The organism is Streptomyces sp. FXJ1.172, assembly GCF_001636945.3.
Classification (GTDB): domain Bacteria; phylum Actinomycetota; class Actinomycetes; order Streptomycetales; family Streptomycetaceae; genus Streptomyces.
The window spans coordinates 8,140,982-8,156,188 of sequence record NZ_CP119133.2 but is presented as its reverse complement, the minus strand read 5'-3'; the positions used below and the strand labels follow the sequence as shown (position 1 = coordinate 8,156,188).

Genomic DNA, 15,207 nt, shown 5'->3' with positions numbered 1-15,207 from the left:
CCCTCGCCCTGTTGGCGCTTTCAGCGCGACATGCCCGTAGGCACGCTGGGCCCTGACGAACGTGGAGGAGTCGGCGGCTCGGGGCACCGTGTGAGTCACCTCTCCGGCTCCGACCAGAAGTCGGGCGGGACGATACCGACGGAGCGGCCGTGGGGGTCCAGGAGGCGCCCCATCAGCTTGTCCTGGCGAAGGGCGATGACGCGGTCGACGATGTCGAGGCTCGGGTGGGCGGTGGCGAGCTGGGTCTCCAGGCGCAGGACGTCGCTGACGGAGTGCAGGCTGGCCTGGAGGATGAGGTTGTGAGGGCCGCTGACGGCGGCGCAGTTACGGGTCTCGGGCAGGCGGACGAGGGCGTGGCCGATCTCGGGGAGATCGGCGGGCGGGACTCTGGCCCAGAGGGTGGCCGCGACGGGCCAGCCTCCGAGGGGGCGGGCGAAGTCGCAGCGGAACCGCAGCAGGCCGCGTCGGGTGAGCTGTTCGGTGCGGCGTTTTGCGGTGTTGAGGCTGACGCCGAGGTCGCTCGCCAGAGTCTGATAGGGCGCGCGGCCGTCGTGGGCGATCCGGGTGATGAGGGCGCGGTCGAAGGGCGTGATCTCGCCCGGGGCGACAGGGGTCTGGGCCGGGGGCGGGCCGGTCAGCTGGGCACGCTGGGCGGGGTCCAGGGCGGCGATGCGCCACCGGCCGCCCTCGGTGAACATGTGGGTGACGATCCGGACTTCCACGGCGGTGATGCCGGGAAGGTGCGGGAGCAGGTCGAGGGTGTAGCGGGAGAGGGCCGGCAGGTCGCGGGTGGCGGCGATGGCGAGGATGTCGTGGCCGGCGGCCGCGCGCTCGATCGTGAGCATGTGGGGGTGGGCGCTCAGTGCCTGGGCGACCCCGGTGGTGGCGCCGGGAGCGCAGTCGATCACGACGAAGGCCACACAGATCTGCTCGAACAGGCGTGGGCCGGGTGAGAATCCCACCCAGGCGGCGCCCTGCTCGGACAGGCGGCCGAAGCGGCGGGCGACGGTGACCGGGTCGACCTCCAGGGCACGCCCGAGCTCGGTCCATGAGGCCCGCGGCTGCAGCTGCAGGGCGTTGATCAGTGCCAGGTCGTCCTCTGTCAGCAGCGCTGGTGCATCATCCTGCATGGTCCCCTCCCGCGAGGCAGAATCCTGCGTTTGGCGGCTTTCACGCGTCACTCTCCCATTGTGGACTTCAGGGGCCCGCACCTGTCGAGCGTGAGGAGGGCCGGACCATGGCGTACGGCGACTATCAGGACGAGATCTACATGGACGGGCTGCGCGGGGTGGTGCCGCGCTTCCCGATGACCTACGACGAGCTGGAGCCGCTGGCTCAGGCCGCGATGCCCGCCTCCGTGCGCTCCTACGTCATGGCCGGAGCCGGCGACGAGCGCACTCAGCGGGCCAACGTCACCGCGTTCGAACGCTGGGGCCTCGTCCCGCGGATGATGGTGGGGGCCACGGACCGGGATCTGTCCGTCGACCTGTTCGGGATGCGCCTGCCCTCACCGCTGTTCATGGCCCCGGTCGGCGTGATCGGGCTGTGCGCGCAGGACGGCCACGGCGATCTCGCCACGGCCCGTGCCGCCGCCCGCACCGGCGTGCCGATGGTCGCCTCCACCCTGACCGTCGATCCGCTGGAGGAGGTCGCCGCCGAGTTCGGCGCCACCCCGGGCTTCTTCCAGCTCTACACGCCCACCGACCGGGAGCTGGCCGAGAGCCTGGTGCACCGGGCCGAGAAGGCCGGCTTCAAGGGCATCGTGGTCACCCTGGACACCTGGATCACCGGCTGGCGCCCCCGCGACCTCGCCGTCAGCAACTTCCCCCAGCTGCGCGGGAACTGCCTGACCAACTACACCAGCGACCCCGTCTTCCGCGCCCGCCTCGCCCGCAGCCCGGAGGACGACCCGGCGGCCGCGGTCGCCGAATGGGTGCGGATCTTCGGCAACCCGCTCACCTGGGACGACCTGTCCTGGCTGCGCTCGATCACCGACCTGCCGCTGATCCTGAAGGGCATCTGCCACCCGGACGAAGTCCGCCGCGCCAAGGACGGCGGCGTGGACGGCATCTACTGCTCCAACCACGGCGGTCGCCAGGCCAACGGCGGCCTGCCCGCCCTCGACGTCCTGCCCGGCGTGGTACAGGCCGCCGACGACACGCCCGTCCTGTTCGACTCCGGTGTCCGCACGGGAGCCGACATCATCAAGGCCATCGCCCTGGGCGCCACCGCCGTCGGCATTGGCCGCCCCTACGCGTACGGCCTCGCCTACGGCGGCGAGGCCGGCGTCGTCCACGTCCTGAGGTCCCTGCTCGCCGAAGCAGACCTGATCATGGCCGTCGACGGCTATCCCACCCTCGCCGACCTCGCTCCCGAGGCCCTCCGCCGCCTCACCTGACAGCCGCCGACCAGTCGCGGGACGGACGCATCGGCGGTACCTCGCTCACCGAGTGGTCGGCCATGGTCCACGCCCTCAGCGACCTGGGCCCAGCCCCCCATCAGGCTCGTCACCGGACGGTATATATGTCATGACAAGTACCTATTTGTGCAGCAGGATCGGATTGGCGCACGCTTCCGGCACCCCACGACGCCGAAGACGGCACTCGGCACCGCATGGAATAGCGCGCACCCCTCCACCAGACCCGTCGCACCAGAAACCCAGCCCCAGCAAGGAGTCGATGGCAACCATGACTGAGAAGTCCACCGTCCGCAGCGTGACCTACGACCTGCTGCGAACCCTGAAACTCACCACGGTCTTCGGTAACCCCGGTTCCACCGAGCAGCCGTTCCTGCAGGAATTCCCCGAGGACTTCACCTACGTCCTGGCACTGCAGGAGGCTTCCGTCATCGCGATGGCCGACACCTTCGCCCAAGTCACCGGCCGACCCGCGCTGGTCAACCTGCACTCCTCGGCCGGGATGGGAAACGCGGTGGGCAACCTGGTGGCGGCCTACCACGGCAACACACCCCTGATCATCACCTCCGGCCAGCAGCACCGGGAGCTGGTGATCGGCGACCCGTATCTCGGCAACCGAGAGGCCGTCACGCTGCCCAAGCCGTGGGTGAAATGGTCGTACGAACCCGCTCGCGCCGAAGATGTACCCGAAGCCTTCATGCGGGCCTACGCGGAGGCGCTGCAGCCGCCGACGGGCCCGGTGTACCTGTCGATTCCGATGGACGACTGGAAGCGGCCCCTGTCCGGCTTCACCCGGGTGCGGACGGTCAGCGACCGCGTCGCCCCCGACACCGCTCGGCTGCGCATGTTCGCCGATCGCATCTCGGCCAGCCGTCGTCCCGCGCTGGTCTTCGGTCCGGAGGTGGACCGGGCCGGTGGCTGGGACGCGGCCGTCGCGCTGGCGGAGAAGCTGCGCGCGGCCGTCTACGGCGCCCCGCTGCTGGACCGGGCTTCCTTCCCCGAGGACCACCCCCTCTTCGGCGGCCCGCTCGGCATGTCGGTCAAGACCATCAGCGATCGGTTGACGGGCCACGACCTGGTGGTCGTGATCGGCGCGGAGGTGTTCCGCTACTACCCCTACGTGCCCGGGCCGTACCTGCCGGAGGGCACGGAGCTGCTGCAGATCACCGGCAACCCGGCGGTGGCCGCGGGGGCGCGCGTCGGCGACAGCCTCCTGGGCGATCCCAAGACGGCGATCGAGCTGCTCCTGGACATGGTCGCTGAGGGTTCGGCGCGGACCGCGCCGGAACCGATGCCGCGGCCCCGCGAGCTCCCCCAGGCGCCGAACACCCCGCTCACCCCGCCGGAGGTGTACGCCACCCTCAGCAGGGTCCGGCCGGCCGACGCGGTCATCGTCAACGAGTCGACCTCCACGATGGCGCAGCAGATCGAGTGGCTCCCCACCAACCGGACCGGATCGTTCTTCGCCACGGCCAGCGGAGGCATCGGCTGGGGCACCCCGGCCGCCGTGGGCGTCGCGCTCGGCGACTGGGACAGGGGCGCCGAACGGCCGGTGATCGGCCTGATCGGCGACGGCTCCTTCCAGTACTCCGTGCAGGCCATCTACACGGCCGCCCAGCACAACCTCCCGATCGTCTACGTCGTCATGCGCAACCAGGAGTACTCCATCCTCAAGTCGTTCGCCGTGCTGGAGGAGACCCCCGGGGTGCCCGGGCTCGACCTGCCCGGGCTCGACATCGCCTCCGTCGCCCGCGGCTTCGGATGCCGCGCGGTCGACGTGGATACCACCGAGGACCTGGAGCGCGAGTTCAAGTCGGCCCTGACCGCCGGCACCACCACCGTCATCGTCGTCGCCACGCAGCCCCAGAAGGCGATGTTGTAGGCCGCGCGGATCGGGCGGTCGAAGAAGGAACAGCGGAGAGAGGACAACAAACATGGACTTCGGACTGAAGGACCGGGTGTACATAGTCACCGGCGGCACCCGCGGGCTGGGCATGGCCGCCGCGCGCGAACTGGTGGCGGACGGCGCGCGGGTGGTCGTCAGCGGCCGCGACGAGAAGTCGGTCGCCGCCGCACAGGCGGACCTCGGCGGCCCAGGGCAGGCAGTCGGCGTCGTGGCCGACAACGCCGACGCCGACACTCCGGAGCGGCTGATCGCCGCGGCCCGTGACGCGTTCAAGCGCCTGGACGGAGTGCTCATCAGCGTCGGCGGGCCCCCGGCAGGCACCTCGGACACCATCGACGACGACCAGTGGCGCGCCTCCTTCGAGTCGGTCTTCCTCGGCGCGGTGCGGCTCTCCCGCGCCGTCGCCGCCGAGCTGGGCGAGGGAGGTGCCATCGGCTTCGTCCTCTCCAGCTCCGTGTACGAGCCCATTCCCGGCCTCGCGATCTCCAACGCCCTGCGGCCGGGCCTGGCCGGCTACGCGAAGAACCTCGCCAACGAGCTGGGCCCCCGAGGCATCCGCGTCGTCGGCCTCGTGCCCGCCCACATCGAGACCGACCGGGTACGCGAACTCGACGCACGGCACGGTGACGCCGACGCCGCCCGCGAAGGCGCCGCCGCCGGCGTCCCCCTGCGCCGCTACGGAACCCCGGACGAGTTCGGCCGCAGCGCCGCCTTCCTGCTCTCGCCCGCAGCGTCGTACCTCACGGGCGTGATGCTGTCGGTCGACGGCGGCGTACGCAAAGGCTTCTAGAGTCTCCGCGGTCAAGACCGCGAATCGAGCGGGTTCACGCTAGGGCGGTCGCCGGGGAAGCACCGAGACCGTATGGCCGCCCTTCGCCGCAAGCGCCGTACAGCGGTGAAAACAAGCACGCCATCGGCCTGAGCACACCCCGTAAGGTGGGCGGTACGCGCGCGGTCGGCGTTGTGCCGTGCTACGAGCGGAACCTATCCTCACCACTGTGGCGACTTCCGAGAGCCGGAGGTATCCCGCGCAGCCCGCCGGTTGCGACTTCGGCGGTCTCGTGGGGCGCGCGGACGAGCTGGTGCTGATCGACTCGCTGTTCGCCGATCAGGATCGCACCGGGTACGGCCCCGTCGGCCGCAGGTTGCTGCTGCGTGGTGACCCAGGGGTCGGGAAGACCGCGCTGCTCGACGTCGCCGCGGCCCGGGCGAGTGCCGCCGGCAGGCGTGTGCTGCGCGCCTGCGGCGCGCAGTTCGAGGCCGGGATCAGTTTCGCCATGATCCACCAGATGCTCTACCCACTGCGCGCGGACGCCGATCTCCTGCCCGGCCCGCAGCGCGATGTCCTCTGCCGGCTCTTCGACCTGACGCCGGCAGCTCTCCCGGACCCGCTGACCGCCGGCACAGCCGTACTCTCCCTGCTCGGCGCTGCCGCCGACGAATGCCCGCTGCTGCTGGTGGCCGATGACGCACCGTGGATCGACCCGGCCAGCGCCACGGTACTGGCCTTCGCCATGCGTCGGCTGGGCCAAGCCCCTGTGGCCCTGCTGGCCGCCGCCCGTACCGGGCTGAAAGGGCTTCTCCACCAGGTGGGGCTGCCGGAACGGACGGTGCCGCCCCTGGACGACCAGTCGGCGGCGGAGCTTGTGGAGGCCCGGTGGCCGGGCCTGGCGCCGACCGTGCGGCGCCGGCTGCTGGCCCAGGCCGCGGGTAACCCGCTGGCCCTCCAAGAGCTACCGACGACTCTGAACGACCGGCAGCGCTCCGGCGCACAGCCGGTGCCCAGCGTGCTGCCCCTGTCCGAGCGGCTGCTGGACACCTTCGCCCCCGAGCTCGACCAGCTGCCCGGCGCGACCAGAAAGGCACTCCTGCTCGCCGCACTGGCGGCCGACGACGACCTGGACACCATCAGGGTCACGACCCGATGCTCGCTGGACCTGGACGACCTGGCCCCGGCACAGCGGGCCCGGCTGGTCCACGCCGACACCGCCTCCGGACAGGTCACCTTCAGCCATCCGCTGACCCGCTCGGCGGTTGTGTACCTGGCCCCGCCGGGCGAGCGCCGGGCCGCGCACCGGGCACTCGCCGAGGCCCTGGCCTTCGACCCCGAGCGCCAGGCGTGCCATCTGGCCGCGGCCAGCACCGGACCCGACGAGACGGTGGCCCGGGCGCTGGACAAGGCGGCCATGCTCGCGCGGCACCGCGGCCGTGCCTCGACCGCGGTGGCCACCCTGGTGCGCGCGGCTGAACTCAGCCCGCACCCCGGAGACCGCTCCCGGCGCCTGGTCGAGGCCGCCCACCTCGCCACCATGGCCGGACAGCTCGACCAGGTCACCTGGCTGCTGGCGGACGCCGGGCAGACCCCGCAGAGCCCGGATGCGCTGGTCTTCGCCGCCACCGCCCACCTGCTCACGAACGACGAAGGCGACGTTTCCGCCGCGTACCGGCTGCTGACCCGGGCGCTCGACGCCGGCGAGGATGCCGGGCCGGAATCCTGGGACAGGTACGGCATCCTCTACGCGCTGCTGCTGGTCAGCCTCTACGCCCTGCGGCCGGAGCCGTGGGAGCTGCTCAGGAAGGCCATGGTCCGCTTCGAGCCTGAGCAGGTCGTCCCGTTCCAGCTGTGTTACGACGCGTACGTCGATCCCACCCGGGCCTCGGACGCCATCCGGGAGGGCCTGGCCCGCGCCTTCGCCGCGCTCCCGCGGGCCGCTGCGCCCTGGGAAGTGATTCCGCTGGCCTTCGCCGCGGTCGCGATGGACACCCTGTCCGACTACCGCTACGCGGTCCGCGGCATGATCGAGCGGGAACGCGACGGCGGCGCCATCGCCATGGTGGTGCCCGCGCTGATGCTGCTCTGCCAGGACTCCTACGTACACGGCCGGTGGGACGAGGCCGAGAACCTCGCGCAGCAGGGGCTGGAGTTGGCGACGGGCTATGGCTACTCGTTCTGGGAGCGGCAGATCCGGGCCGTGCTGGCCTCCGGTGCCGCGCTGCGCGGCGATGTGGACCTGGCCCGCGCCCGCAGCAAGGAGACCACCACCTGGGCGGCGCCCCGGGGCATGGGCGTCACCATGGGGTACGCCCGCTCGGCCGGCCATCTCGCGGCCATGGGCCAAGGCGACTTCGAGGAAGCCCACACCCAGGTGGCGCAGATCGACCCGCCCAGCGCCCCCAGCGCAGACATCCCCAACCGGTGGGTGGTGCTCGACCTGGTCGAGGCGGCGATGCGTACCGGCCGCCGCGAGGAGGCCCGCGCACACGTCGTCGCCGCCCAGCAGGCCGGGCTCCACCGCATCGGCACGCGCATCGCGATCATCACGGCCGGAGCCGCGGCCGTGGCCGCGGACGACGACAAGGCCGGCGCCCTGTTCGAGGCGGCCCTGGCCCTGCCCGAAGCCGCCCGCTATCCCTGGGAGCAGGCACGTATCCAGTTCGCCTACGGACAGTGGCTGCGCCGCACCCGGGACACCGCCCGCGCACGTATCCAGCTGCGTGCCGCCATGGAGACCTTCGACCGGATCGGCGCGCGAGCGATGGTGCAGCGCGCCCGCAACGAACTGCGCGCCACCGGCGTAGCCGCTGCGCGTTCCGACCCGGCGGCACCCGAACTGACCGCCCAGGAACGGCAGATCGCCGAACTGGCCGCCACCGGGCTCACCAATAAGGAGATCGGCGCCCGTCTGTTCCTGTCCCACCGCACGGTCGGCTCCCACCTGCACCGGATCTTCCCGAAACTCGGCATCACCACCCGCGCCGCGCTGCGCGCCGCACTGGAAGCCGGCGCCCACGAAGCCCATTCCGAGGGTCAATTCCAGTCGTAGACGCGCGCGGCCTACACCTCCGGTACGACGGCTTCGTCGGCCACGAGCCGGTCCGCGGGTCGGGTGTCGTGTTTGCAGGGCGGGGAGGCGGCGTCCACCCGCGGCGGCGGAAGCGGTGGCTTGGTGAGCCGCGCTCGTAGGCGAGGCCGTGGCGGGTGTCCCGAGCGCTTCGAGTTCACAAAGGTGGGTCCGGAGGTCGGTAATCGCGGACATCGGTGCTGGTTCCCTACAGCGCCGGCGAGTGGGACATGCCGTTCCAGCACTGTGCCGACGGCACGTGAATGTCCAACTGGTCCAGGACGCGGACGACGACATGGCTGACCGGATCCCCGATCGTCTCGGGACGGTAGTAGCAGGCCGGCATCGGCGGGACGATCCGAGCCCCCATACGCGTGAGCGCCAGCATGTTGTCCAGGTGACTCTCGCTGAGCGGGTCCCGTGCCACGAGTACCAATCGGCGCCCGGCCTTCAGCGTCACGTCGGCCGCACGGGAAATGAGCCCCTCGGCACAGCCGGTGCATATTCCGGCCAGCGTCTTCAGGCTGCACGGCGCGATGACCATGGCGTCTCCCCGGAACGACCCCGACGAGATCGGCGCGCCCTGGTCGTTCCACGCGTACGTCGCGTCCGCGAGGTCGATGACCTCGTGCGCCGACAATCCGGTCTCCCGTCGCACGGTCGACCTGGCCCACGGGGACAACACCAGATGGGTCTCCACATCCGGCTGCTGCCGCAGTCGGCGCAACAATTCGACACCGAACACGGCTCCGGTCACCCCCGTCATCCCCACGATCATTCTCCGTGGCATGGGTATCCACCGCCTCCGCACGCGATCACTTCGAGCGGAACTACCCACACATCGTGAAGGTCCTGAGTGCGAACGAGCCGCTCGAAACTGGCTGCGACCGATTCTCACCACGCGGCGGGGCCGTTCCGCATGCGTCAGATGACTGAACAATCCGGGAGCGGTCGGGCAGGGAGGCAACCGACTGACGTGCATGCAGTCAACCGACCGAAGACGAGGCCGTGAGCCGCGACGTAGTTTCGACATCGGCGCCGCCCAGAACCACTCGCTTCTGAATGGTGTGAGGGTGATCGCTTGATGGCGGCAAGGATCCCGCGCGGTCTCGGGATGCGCGCGCCATCGGCCGTCCGGCGCTGGACCGCGCGGGCCGGTACCCGGCGCTGCCTCCTCGCAGGGACAGATCGCGAGGCCGTGTTCATCTCCCGGACGATCAGTGCAGCGGGCGCCGGACACCGATCCGCCGGCCGCCGCTCGCGGCGAAGCGGACCGTGTCCCCCGCGGCCGGCGCGCCGGTACTTTCGATTCCGATCGAGCCGCGGGTCACGAACAGCTCGCGACCAGCCGCCACGAAACCATCGGCTCCGCGCCCCGGCCCCGGAAACGGGGACAGCACGACGCGACGCCCCTTTCCTGGCTCCCTCACTACGGCTGCTGGTCGCGGCCTGCGTCTCCGAGTTCCTTGAGCAGCAGGGTCAGGGTCGCGAGCCGCTCAGGTCCGAGCAGCTCCTCGATCCAGCGGCTTGTCTCCTGTGCCTGCTGGCGGCCCAGGGCCGCTCGTTCGTGCCCGGCAGGAGTCAGGGAGACCAGTTGCCGGCGGCGGTTGCCGGGGTCCGTGCTCTTGGTGATCAGGCCGCGGGCCACGAGCCGGTCGAGAAGTGGGGTGAGCGTCGACCGGTCGACCGCGGCGAGGGCGCCCAGCGTCTTCTGGTCGAGGCTTCCACGCTCGTCCAGGACGTGAAGCACCGCGAATTGCGGAGGTGTGAGGTCACCGCTGCGCAGCTGCCACGAGGCGTTCACCGCCTGCGAGGCGCGTCGCAGCTGGTGGGCCATGCCGTCTTCCAGCGTCCCGTCGTATCGCGCTCCGGTCGTCATGAGTACAGGCTACCTCCGTATACGGTCAGTCGGTACACGGACTGTTTGCAATCGGAAGCTTCGACAGCTACATTGTTCCGTGTACGGACTTACCGTGTACGGAAGGTTGATCCCATGTCCCGACGTGTGATCTTGGGGATGACCGGAGCGACCGGCGCCGTCTTCGGTGTCGAACTGCTTCGCCGGCTGCGGGAGCAGCCGGATGTGGAGACTCATCTCGTTCTGTCCCAATGGGCCAGGGCGACCATCCATCTGGAGACCGACCTGTCGGTCCGCGAAGTCACCGACCTGGCCGACGCGACCTATACGTGGAACGACCAAGGGGCGGCAATCTCATCAGGTTCATTCCGCGTGGACGGAATGATTGTCGCGCCGTGCAGCATGAAGACCCTCGCCGGCATCCGAACCGGATATGCCGACGGTCTCATCCCCCGAGCTGCCGACGTCACGCTGAAGGAGCGCCGCCCCTTGGTGCTCGTACCGAGGGAGACTCCGCTCAGCGAGATCCATCTCGAGAACATGCTGGCGCTCTCGCGCATGGGAGCGAGGATCGTGCCGCCGATGCCGGCCTTCTACAGCCGTCCGAAATCCATTGACGAGCTCGTTGAGCATGTCGTTGTCCGAGTCCTGGACCAACTCGATATCCAGGTGGCTTCGGCGCAGCGCTGGGACGGAATGCCGCGCCCCTCCGAACTGAAAGGCGTAACCAACTGATGTCTGAAATCAATGACTTCCGGTCCTACATCTCCGCGCTCGAAGAGCTGGGGGACATTCAACGGATCTCACGCGTGATCGATCCGAACCTGGAAGCGTCGGCCATCACCCGTCGGTCCACCGAGAACGGCAGGCCCGCCCCGTTCTTCGAGCACCTCAGCGGAGTCGACAAGGGGTTCCGCATGATCGGCGCCCCGGGTGCCCTGTCGAGCATTCCCGGGCATCCGCTGGCGCGGGTCTCCCTCTCTCTCGGTCTGCCGCACACGACGACCGCAGCCGAACTGGTCGAACACCTCAGGGAAGCAGGCACCAAGGAACTGCTCCCACCTCGGCGGGTGGCAGCCGACTCGGCGCCCTGCAAGCAGAACATCCTGACGGGTGACGAAGCCCGGCTCGACCGGTTCCCCATTCCACGCGTGCACCAGGACGACGGCGGCCCCTACGTCAACACCTGGGGCGTGATCATCGCCAGGACGCCGGACGGCCGATGGACGAACTGGTCCATCTCCCGAATCATGAAGATCGACGACCAGCACATGACCGGACTGGTGCTGCCGAGCCAGCACCTCGGCATGATCTGGCGCGAGTGGGAGGCCATCGGTGAGCCGATGCCCTACGCCCTCGTGCAGGGAGGCGACCCGGGCATTGCCGTCGTCGGCGGAATGACCGTCCCGACCGAGGTCGACGAGGGCGCGTATCTCGGAGCGGTGCTGGGCAAGCCGGTCGACGTCGTGAAGTGCGAGACGAACGATCTGGACGTGCCGGCCTCCGCCGAGGTCGTCATCGAGGGACACCTGTCCGCGACCCGCGACGCCGTGGAGGGTCCGTTCGCGGAGTTCCACGGCTGGGCACTGCCCGAGACGTCGCCGCAGCCGCTTTTCAGCATCGAGGCGATCACCTACCGGGACGACCCGATCTGGCCGCTGGCCGCCGCCGGCCGGCCTGTCGACGACTCGCACGTCGCACCGGCTGCCGGCATCTCCACAGAGGTCGTCGCCGTCCTGCGGAAGGCGGGACTGCCGATCACGACGGCCTGGCTCCCGCTCGGTGCCGCCTGCTTCTGGACGGTGATCACCGTCCCGCAGAACTGGCGCGACTCGCTGCCGGGGATGGACACCGCGCGCTTCGTGCACCGCATCGGCGAGGTGCTGAACGGCACCCGGGTGGGGCGGCTCTCCCCCGTCGTCTACGTCCTCGACGACGACGTGGATCCGTCGAACGACTCGGATCTGCTGTGGGCACTGGCCACCAGGGTGCACCCGTCCCTCCGCCAGGAGCAGTGGCACGGACCGATCATGCCGTGGTACCCGTGCTTCACCGAGGAGGAACTGCACAACGGCTGGGGAGCCATCGTCGTGCACGACGCCCTGCTCCCGGCGGTGGGAAGCGGACGCGTACCGCCCGCAACGTTCGACGGCGTCTTCCCGGCAGATGTGCGCGCCAAGGTCCTCGCCGCCGAATCCGAGTCGGCAGGCGACACCGGCTCTGCCGCATCGCGCTGACGCCTGGGTGCCGCGGATCGCGGGAGGTATCCACCAGGTGGCCGTCTCCCGACCGGCATGCTCGGCCGCCGGCCCCGAGGAACCCTCCCGCTCGGGGCCGTTGGCTGCCACCGCCTGGGTGAATGAGTCATCACTACAAGCCGCCGGCCGAGTGAACCATGGGATTTGGCGACCGCGTGACGAGGTACCGATCAGCCTGCGTGTCGGACCGACGCGGACAGCGGTCCTCAACGACGGCCTCGAGACCTCCATCCGTCAGGCACGAGAAGGTGCGGCCGCCAGCCCGATGCGTCAAGAAGGGGACAGACGTGACCCAGCAGAATGTGACAGTTGCTGTCACGGGGGCAGGCGGCACCGGAGTGGCCAAAGCCTTGCTCGCCTCACTTCAGAGAGACGACCGGGTCGGCCACGTCAACCTTCTCGTGTCGGCCAACGGGCGCAAGCTGGTGGCTTTCGAATTCCAGACCGGCGAAGATCCGGACTCGGTGGTCCAGGCCCTGGAGGCCACGTCGACGAAAGTCCGCTTCCTCGATCCGGCCGACATGTCAGGACCGGTGACCAGCGGCAGCTACCCCACCGACGCCATGATCATCCTGCCGTGTGCCGCCGGCGTACTCGGACGCATCGCTCACGGCCAGACCGAGAGCCTCATCGAGCGAGCCGCGGACGTGATGCTGAAGCAACGGCGCAAACTCGTCCTCTGTCTCCGGGAAGCACCGCTGAATCTCATCCACCTGCGCAACATGGTCGCTGTCACGGAGGCGGGAGCCACCGTGTACCCGATGATCCCTACGTACTACAACGTGCCGGAGACACTCGCGCAACTGCGGGACGAGTTCGTCGAACGCGTCCTGCAGTTCCTGGGCCTGCCCGGCACCGATCGCTACCAGTGGGACGGCACCGACACCACAGCGCGACGCGAGCGCACTCAGGCGCGGTAGCGGACCGTGGCCGGCAGCTTCGGGCGCGTTTGTCTCCCGTTGCTACTCACCAGCGGTCCTGGGTTCGCTGATACGGCGGGCGGCCTCAACGACCGCCGCGCGGTGCAGGGCCAGCCGCTGTGCCGACCAGGACTGGCCGGCCTCCTTGGGGTCGACGCCCTCGGCGGCCCAGAGCCACGCCTGGGCAGCGGCGAGAACCATGGTCAGGAGATCGGCAGGCTCCATCTCCCGGGCGAGGTCACCACGCTGCTGCGCGTCGGCCACTTCGGCCGTCTTGTGACCGAAGGCCTCGGCCTCGGGTCCGGTGGCGGTGGGGCGCTCCAGCAGTTTCCATAGTCGCAGGCGCATCAAATCCGGCCGGGCGACGAGGGCCCGGACAGACAGACACGGGTACGGGAGATGCTCAACTACCTCGCTTCCGCGCTGCCGGCTGAGACCGGAGCTGCCGCCAGACTGATCGCCCTGCAATGCGCCTTGCGCATGAACGACTCAGCTCAAGTCCGGTTTCCGCTCGGGGTACTGCGCAGCCTTCGCTTGGGACCTGCCACGGATTCTTGGCGGGAGCTCCACCAGGCGCGATGGCTACGCTCAACCCTGTCCGCGTCGCACTCCAACTCACGCGCAGAAGTCATCCAACTCCTCGACATCGGGCTCTTCGCCCAATGCCCGGCCCGCCCTGACCGGCTCGCGGTCGCAGACTGGGCGCTGCGCGCCGCCTGCCGCGTGCGTACGGACTGGGCCCCGCTTCCCCGACTCATTGCCATGTGCCCTTGTCGCCCGCGACGATGAGCACTACGGCCCCGGCGAGAGGGGCCATCGGGCGCTGTCTCCGACATGCGTCCGCGACGCAATCATCCGCGCCCGGGATGAACAGCTGTCCTACCTCGCCGTTCACTGCCACTTCGGCCTCGACCGGGTCCAGTTCTCCCGCGTTGACCTGGCCAGCCACGAACGCGGATACGCCACTCTGCGGCAGATCAGCGGGCAGGCGGTCGGCGGCCTCGTCGTCACCCCGCACGCCGCCGCAGGCGACCTGTGGCTTCCCGACGGCAGCAGGACCTCGCTGAGCGAGACCGTCGTTCCTGCCGGGAACATGCTTCGGCTGCGGCCGAGTCCCGCGCCGCCCGCAGCCTCGGACCCCGTATGGGACCGACAGGCGCGGCTTCTGGGGAACCGTGGACAAGAAACACTTGCCCGGCTACGCGTCGCCGTCGTCGGCCTTGGCGGTGTCGGCAGCATCCTCGTCGAGGAACTCGCCCGCTTGGGCGTCGGACAACTTGTCCTGATCGACAGCGAAACCGTCGATGCAACCAATCTCCCGCGGCTGCTCGCAGCCGAACGCACTGATATCGGGAAGCCAAAAACCGATCTCGCCGCCCGCAACGCAAGCCGAGCGAATCCACAGATCCGTCTGACCAAGATCCCGCGACGAGTTGAAAACCCCGAGGCACTGCGTGAACTGGTGCTGTGCGACTGGATCTTCCTGGCCGCCGACAGCCATTCGGCCCGGCACTGGGTCAACGCCGTCGTCCACGAGTTCCTTGTCCCAGCGACTCAAGTCGGTGTCAAGATCCCCATCTCCCGAGATGGCAGCATCGGACAGATACACACCGCCACTCGCTTGATCGCCCCCGGCATCGGCTGCATGTGGTGCAACGGGCTCATCGACCCGACCGAACTCGCTATCGAGATGCACCCCGAGGCCGAGCGTGAGCAGGCCCGGTACGTCCTCGGTGTACCCGCACCCAGCGTGATGCCCTTCAACACACTCGCCGTCGGCGAGGCCGTGACCCACTTCCTTCTCGCATCCGCCGGCCTGCACGAGACCAACGACGATCTCGGATCAGTCATCCACCGCCCTCGAACTCGCGAACGACATCTCCAAGATCCCCGCCAGAACGCCCACTGCCGCTGGTGTACGTCCACGGGGAACCTCGGACGCGGCGCCAACGGAGAACTCGCGGCCCGGCAGGCGTCAACCATTCGAGTGTGAACTGGGACCGCCCT

General features: G+C 69.7%; 13 protein-coding genes. 8 read left to right on the top strand and 5 right to left on the bottom strand.

Going from position 1 to position 15,207, the window contains the following annotated elements:
- Positions 1-95: 95 nt before the first annotated feature.
- Entirely contained in the window at positions 96-1,130 is a 1,035-nt protein-coding gene (locus tag A6P39_RS36855) for an Lrp/AsnC family transcriptional regulator (RefSeq protein ID WP_067051817.1), read from the bottom strand.
- A gap of 107 nt (positions 1,131-1,237) precedes the next feature.
- On the opposite strand from A6P39_RS36855, the gene A6P39_RS36850 reads away from it, so the two are divergent.
- From A6P39_RS36850 to A6P39_RS36835, 4 genes are all read left to right on the top strand, one after another.
- Positions 1,238-2,398 (top strand): alpha-hydroxy-acid oxidizing protein, encoded by a 1,161-nt coding sequence (locus A6P39_RS36850; RefSeq protein WP_067051818.1) that lies wholly within the window; start codon positions 1,238-1,240, stop codon positions 2,396-2,398.
- 289 nt (positions 2,399-2,687) lie between these two features.
- Positions 2,688-4,298, top strand: a complete 1,611-nt coding sequence (gene mdlC, locus A6P39_RS36845; RefSeq protein WP_067051820.1) for a benzoylformate decarboxylase — start codon at positions 2,688-2,690, stop codon at positions 4,296-4,298.
- Positions 4,299-4,350: 52 nt separating this feature from the next.
- Positions 4,351-5,112, top strand: a complete 762-nt coding sequence (locus tag A6P39_RS36840) for an SDR family oxidoreductase (RefSeq protein ID WP_067051822.1) — start codon at positions 4,351-4,353, stop codon at positions 5,110-5,112.
- A gap of 208 nt (positions 5,113-5,320) precedes the next feature.
- Positions 5,321-8,146: a helix-turn-helix transcriptional regulator gene (locus A6P39_RS36835; protein ID WP_067051824.1), complete on the top strand. Its 2,826-nt coding sequence runs from the start codon at positions 5,321-5,323 to the stop codon at positions 8,144-8,146.
- Positions 8,147-8,372: 226 nt separating this feature from the next.
- On the opposite strand, the gene A6P39_RS36830 is transcribed toward A6P39_RS36835, so the two are convergent.
- The 3 genes from A6P39_RS36830 to A6P39_RS36820 form a co-directional block, all read right to left on the bottom strand.
- Complete coding sequence (locus A6P39_RS36830) at positions 8,373-8,954, bottom strand: UbiX family flavin prenyltransferase (protein ID WP_079133630.1); 582 nt, start codon at positions 8,952-8,954, stop codon at positions 8,373-8,375.
- Between the two features lie 427 nt (positions 8,955-9,381).
- Entirely contained in the window at positions 9,382-9,519 is a 138-nt protein-coding gene (locus tag A6P39_RS36825) for a hypothetical protein (RefSeq protein WP_158916921.1), read from the bottom strand.
- 74 nt (positions 9,520-9,593) lie between these two features.
- Positions 9,594-10,043 carry a MarR family winged helix-turn-helix transcriptional regulator gene (locus A6P39_RS36820; RefSeq protein WP_067051826.1) on the bottom strand — a complete coding sequence of 150 codons (450 nt, stop codon included), beginning with the start codon at positions 10,041-10,043 and terminating at the stop codon, positions 9,594-9,596.
- Between the two features lie 114 nt (positions 10,044-10,157).
- Here A6P39_RS36820 and A6P39_RS36815 point away from each other — a divergent pair, with 114 nt between their 5' ends.
- From A6P39_RS36815 to A6P39_RS36805, 3 genes are all read left to right on the top strand, one after another.
- Positions 10,158-10,757 (top strand): non-oxidative hydroxyarylic acid decarboxylases subunit B, encoded by a 600-nt coding sequence (locus A6P39_RS36815; RefSeq protein WP_079133631.1) that lies wholly within the window; start codon positions 10,158-10,160, stop codon positions 10,755-10,757.
- The gene (locus A6P39_RS36810; RefSeq protein ID WP_067051828.1) at positions 10,757-12,259 is read left to right on the top strand and encodes a UbiD family decarboxylase; all 1,503 of its coding nucleotides are present in this window, start codon (positions 10,757-10,759) and stop codon (positions 12,257-12,259) included. Before A6P39_RS36815 ends, A6P39_RS36810 begins: the two co-directional genes overlap by 1 nt.
- Before the next feature lie 308 nt (positions 12,260-12,567).
- Positions 12,568-13,200: a UbiX family flavin prenyltransferase gene (locus tag A6P39_RS36805; RefSeq protein WP_067051830.1), complete on the top strand. Its 633-nt coding sequence runs from the start codon at positions 12,568-12,570 to the stop codon at positions 13,198-13,200.
- A 42-nt stretch (positions 13,201-13,242) separates the two neighbouring features.
- On the opposite strand, the gene A6P39_RS36800 is transcribed toward A6P39_RS36805, so the two are convergent.
- Positions 13,243-13,668: a hypothetical protein gene (locus tag A6P39_RS36800; protein WP_267893360.1), complete on the bottom strand. Its 426-nt coding sequence runs from the start codon at positions 13,666-13,668 to the stop codon at positions 13,243-13,245.
- 289 nt (positions 13,669-13,957) lie between these two features.
- On the opposite strand from A6P39_RS36800, the gene A6P39_RS36795 reads away from it, so the two are divergent.
- Positions 13,958-15,193 (top strand): ThiF family adenylyltransferase, encoded by a 1,236-nt coding sequence (locus tag A6P39_RS36795; RefSeq protein WP_199840922.1) that lies wholly within the window; start codon positions 13,958-13,960, stop codon positions 15,191-15,193.
- Positions 15,194-15,207: the final 14 nt, after the last annotated feature.

What these genes read in the sequence shown, in the direction of transcription:
- A6P39_RS36810 (WP_067051828.1), top strand. Translation starts at nt 10,757, where the DNA reads ATGTCTGAAATCAATGACTTCCGGTCCTACATCTCCGCGCTCGAAGAG.
- A6P39_RS36850 (WP_067051818.1), top strand. Translation starts at nt 1,238, where the DNA reads ATGGCGTACGGCGACTATCAGGACGAGATCTACATGGACGGGCTGCGC.
- mdlC (WP_067051820.1), top strand. Translation starts at nt 2,688, where the DNA reads ATGACTGAGAAGTCCACCGTCCGCAGCGTGACCTACGACCTGCTGCGA.
- A6P39_RS36830 (WP_079133630.1), bottom strand. Translation starts at nt 8,954, where the DNA reads ATGCCACGGAGAATGATCGTGGGGATGACGGGGGTGACCGGAGCCGTG.
- A6P39_RS36855 (WP_067051817.1), bottom strand. Translation starts at nt 1,130, where the DNA reads ATGCAGGATGATGCACCAGCGCTGCTGACAGAGGACGACCTGGCACTG.
- A6P39_RS36820 (WP_067051826.1), bottom strand. Translation starts at nt 10,043, where the DNA reads ATGACGACCGGAGCGCGATACGACGGGACGCTGGAAGACGGCATGGCC.
- A6P39_RS36815 (WP_079133631.1), top strand. Translation starts at nt 10,158, where the DNA reads ATGTCCCGACGTGTGATCTTGGGGATGACCGGAGCGACCGGCGCCGTC.
- A6P39_RS36840 (WP_067051822.1), top strand. Translation starts at nt 4,351, where the DNA reads ATGGACTTCGGACTGAAGGACCGGGTGTACATAGTCACCGGCGGCACC.